Consider the following 4,099-nt stretch of genomic DNA (forward strand, 5'->3'; position numbering starts at 1 on the left):
GAAGGCTTCCTGCAGCGGATGAAGACGTCCGTCAACCTCTAAGCCCTCGACGGTCAAAACCTTGCTTCCGTTTATCTGGGCCGTAAGCACCAGGCAGGAATGTACCGCCTCGCCGTCAAGGATGACCGTGCAGGCGCCACACTCTCCGACGCCGCAGCCTTCCTTCGTGCCCGTGAGGTGAAGACGTTCCCGTAAGGTATCCAGCAACCTTTCCTTTGGCCCGACTTCAAGGCAGTGCTTTGCCCCGTTTACGGTGATGGTAACTTCGATATCACTCATCGGCCTTCGCCTCCATGAAAATCGTCTCTAAAGCCCTTTTTACCAAACTTGCCAGGGCTATGCGCTTGTAAGGCGTGGACCAGCGAACGCCCGTCGCAGAGATCATTTCATCGCTTGCAAGTTCTCCTATCTCGGCTAGATCGATGTCTTTTATGTCTTTGCCAGAAATGGCTTCTTCTACCTTTCTAAAACGCATCGGATAGGCTGTCGCTGCACCAGGCACAACCCTCGAATCAAAAATGGCACCATCATTTATGCCTAAAACGATGGCTAAATTAAGTCGGGCTATATTCATGGCCTTTCTTCTTCCGATCTTTTGAAAGTTCATGAAGTAGCCTTCGCCAAGCAGAGGTACGCATACTTCCGTCATTATTTCGCCGCTTTGACGATTGGTCCTGTAAGGGCCAGCCAAAAACTCATCGATCAGAACCTCCCTTTCTCCTTTCGCAGAACGCAACTTCACATGCGCCTTTAAGGCAATAAGAGGAGGAAGCAGATCGGCAGCTGGAGAGGCATTGTTTATATTTCCTCCCACCGTGCCTCTATTTCTAATCTGAGTCGAACCTATCGTCTTCGCAGCGGATACCAGCAAAGGAAAGTGCTTGTTAATGACGGCGGATTCTACTAGCATCGTATGTGTAGATAACGCCCCTATCGCCATGCAGTCCTTCCTTCCTTCGATGAACTTCAGCTCCTTTAATTTGCTTATATCCAGTAAATACTTTAAGCTCTTTGCTCTTTCGTTTTCCTTTCTGATATCCACTAAAATGTCCGTCCCGCCCGCGATGACCTTGACGTTTTCATAAGAACCGAGGTAATCCAGGGCCTCGTTTAGGGAATGCGCCTTTAAAAATTCGTAGTCTATCATTTCTTGCCACGTCCTTTCCTCAAGGGGTGGCCCAAAAGCACCCTCTCTAAGTTCAACGGCAATGACCTTATCCTCTTGCCCGTAGCCTGCGCGATGGCGTTGGCTATGGCAGCTGCCCCAAGCTCAAGCGTAGGCTCCCCTATCGATTTGGCACCGAAAGGTCCGTCGGGGTCAGGATTTTCGACGATTATCGGGATGATGTTCGGCATGTCCTTAGAAGTCGGAATGATGTATTCGTCAAAATTGGTGTTAGTAATGTATCCTTCTTCAGTCTCCACCTCTTCCATGATGCTGTAACCGAGGCCCATCATCACCCCGCCGTATATCTGACCCTTCAGGGTCGCCGGGTTTATGGCCCTGCCTACTTCGTGGGCGGCAGCCATGTTCAATACGGTGACTTCTCCCGTTCCCATGTCCACTTCGACCTCGGCAATTTGGCAGCCGTAAACGTAAGTAAAGTAAGGGCTTCCTTTGCCTTCCTCTTCATCCCAGTGAATGCTTGGCGCTACGTACCAGCCCACATGGGACAGCTGAACGCCCGCCCAGAAAGCCTTCCTGGCAGCTTCCGCAAAGGAAATCAATTTCTTGCCGTCAGATGTAAATATATGGCTGTCTTTAAAAACCAGGCTTTCGGCAGGCAAGTTGTATTGGCTTGCCAAAAAGTCGGCCAAGGCTTTTTTTGCCCTCCTCGAGGCGTCAAGCACAGCGTTTCCTCCAACCAGGGTAGAACGGGAGGCAACGGTCGAACCGCTATCGGGGGAGATCAAGGTATTCGACTCCAAGAAATTAACGTGTTTGATGTCTATGCCAAGTTCCTCCGCCGCCATCTGACAAAAGACGGTCTTCAACCCCTGGCCATTTTCGGACAGGCCGCTGTAAAGGTAAACGCTTCCGTCCTTTTGGATGGACAGCACCGCCCCGGCGCCATCGACGGCCTCAGCACCTAGGCTGCAACCCCTGTAGCTTATGGCCATGCCTATGCCTCTGCGCTTGGCGCCGCTCTGGGGTTTACTGTATTCCTTATATTTTTCTTCGTAGCCTATGGCCTGTGCGGCCTTTTCTATGACTTGATCAAGACTTACCTCATGACGATCCAGCTTTTGTCCGCTTGCAGTTATGGAGCCGTTTCTTAAGATGTTTTTAAGCCTCATCTCAAGCGGGCTTAAATCCAGTTCCTGGGCTAGCTCGTCCATGAAAGATTCGTTTGCAAATATCACCTGCGGGGAACCGTAACCGCGCATTGCTCCCGTATATACGTTGTTCGTGTAGTAGCCGTAGGTATCTGTCTTAACGTTGGGCACTTCGTAAGGCCCCGTCGCCTGAACGACCGACCTCCACGTCACGAACGGGGTCTGGCAGGCATAAGCGCCGCCGTCGGCTACGGCCTTGATCTCCATGGCAACCAGTTTGCCTTCCTTGGTGGCCCCTACCTTATAGTTCATCTTATAGGGATGTCTCTTGTAGCTTTCTACAATGGACTCTTCTCTGGTATTTACCATCTTAACGGGTCTGTTGGTATTTAAGGCCAAAAGGGCTGCCCTGCAGGCCATGGCTGACACGACCTCGTCCTTTCCGCCAAAGGTGCCACCTATGTGGTTTTGAACGACCCTTATCTTGCTCAAGTCAGCTTTAAGACATCTTGCAACGGCGTCCCTGGTGGCAAAGATGTTTTGAACGGAACCATAGATCGTTACCAGGCTTCCGTTCTCGTAAGGAACGGCTTCCACCGCTTCGGGTTCAATGTAGCTGTGCTCGACGAACTGTGTCTCGTATTGTCTTTCGATGATGACATCGCTTCCTGCAAAGCCTTCCTCAACGTCGCCTTTTCTTAATTTATGGTGCACGACTTCGTTGCTGTTTCTATCAGGATGGATAGGATCACTGCTTCTTGACTCTAAAGGATCGAAAATTCCGCTTATCTCTTCGTATTCGACTTCTATTGCTTCCAAGGCCTTGGCAGCAACCTCAAGGGATTCGGCCGCCACCATGGCTACGCCGTCGCCTATGTAGTAAATGCGTTCCTTGGCTAAAATTTGCTGGTCCTGTAGGATGACGCCTATTTCGTTGCAGGGAACGTCTTGGGCCGTCATAACTGCCCATACACCCGGCGTGGAGCAAGCCTTTTCTGTGTTTATGTTTTTTATCTTGGCCGAAGGATGTTTTGCCCGAAGCACCTTGCCGTAAAGCATTCCGGTAAACTGAAGGTCCGCTCCGTATTTTGCTCTGCCGGTTACCTTTTCGTGGGCGTCGACCCTCTCTACAGGCTTATTTACTGTGCTAAACATCTCTTTTCCTCCTCTAGCCTTGCTTTAGCCCTGCAAGACGTCTGGTCTTGCGGGGCTAAAGCAGGTGTTTAAGACAGCGTAATGGCACCAACTGGGCAACGCGTGTAGCAAAGCCCGCATCCGAAACAGGCCTCCGGAGTAACGCCGGCCTTGCCGGAAGAGCCTACTTTTATGGCATAGTAGACGCAAGACTCCTCGCATCTGCGACATCCTATGCATTTTTCCTCGTTTACGCTAGGTGTCACTTTGACAAGGGGTTCCTTTCTCGTCGACCACTTTTTAGCAGTTAACCCCTTTATTTCTTCAAGGGAGGAGTAGCCATGTTCGTCTAGCCACTTTGACGCTTCTTGCGCGATCCTCTTGAAGGCCTTGGGGCCTTCAACGATCGCTTGCGTGCATATTTGTACTGCCGAAGCACCGACCATAAACATCTCAATGACGTCTTCGCCGCTTGAGACCCCTCCTACCCCTATGACCGGTATGGAAACGGCCTGCGATAGCTCAAATACGTGACGAAGCGCTATTCCTTTGATGGCGGATCCCGAGATCCAACCGTAACCGTCGCTGCTTCCCATGTAGGGCAAGCCTGTCTTTAAATCTATCCTCAAAGCTGGCCCCACCGAATTGATGGCAGCCAAAGCATCCACCCCGACTTCTTCGAGCCTTC

At 51.1% G+C, this 4,099-nt stretch carries 4 protein-coding genes; all 4 read right to left on the reverse strand.

Going from position 1 to position 4,099, the window contains the following annotated elements; all coding sequences use genetic code 11:
* Positions 1–279, reverse strand: a 279-nt coding sequence (locus Q7P41_RS04630) for a (2Fe-2S)-binding protein (protein ID WP_303882518.1), incomplete at its 3' end; no start/stop codon positions are given.
* Positions 272–1,147, reverse strand: coding sequence for a xanthine dehydrogenase family protein subunit M (locus tag Q7P41_RS04635; protein WP_303882520.1), 876 nt, complete (start codon positions 1,145–1,147; stop codon positions 272–274). The genes Q7P41_RS04635 and Q7P41_RS04630, both read right to left, overlap by 8 nt.
* Entirely contained in the window at positions 1,144–3,432 is a 2,289-nt protein-coding gene (locus tag Q7P41_RS04640; RefSeq protein ID WP_303882521.1) for a xanthine dehydrogenase family protein molybdopterin-binding subunit, read from the reverse strand. Before Q7P41_RS04640 ends, Q7P41_RS04635 begins: the two co-directional genes overlap by 4 nt.
* Positions 3,433–3,500: 68 nt before the next feature.
* The coding region (locus Q7P41_RS04645; RefSeq protein WP_303882522.1) for a 4Fe-4S binding protein at positions 3,501–4,099 on the reverse strand (599 nt) is incomplete at its 5' end.

Source organism: Acetomicrobium mobile (assembly GCF_937920065.1).

Bases quoted from the DNA above. Each gene is read 5' to 3' on its own strand.
- Q7P41_RS04640 (WP_303882521.1), bottom strand. From the start codon at position 3,432: ATGTTTAGCACAGTAAATAAGCCTGTAGAGAGGGTCGACGCCCACGAA.
- Q7P41_RS04635 (WP_303882520.1), bottom strand. From the start codon at position 1,147: ATGATAGACTACGAATTTTTAAAGGCGCATTCCCTAAACGAGGCCCTG.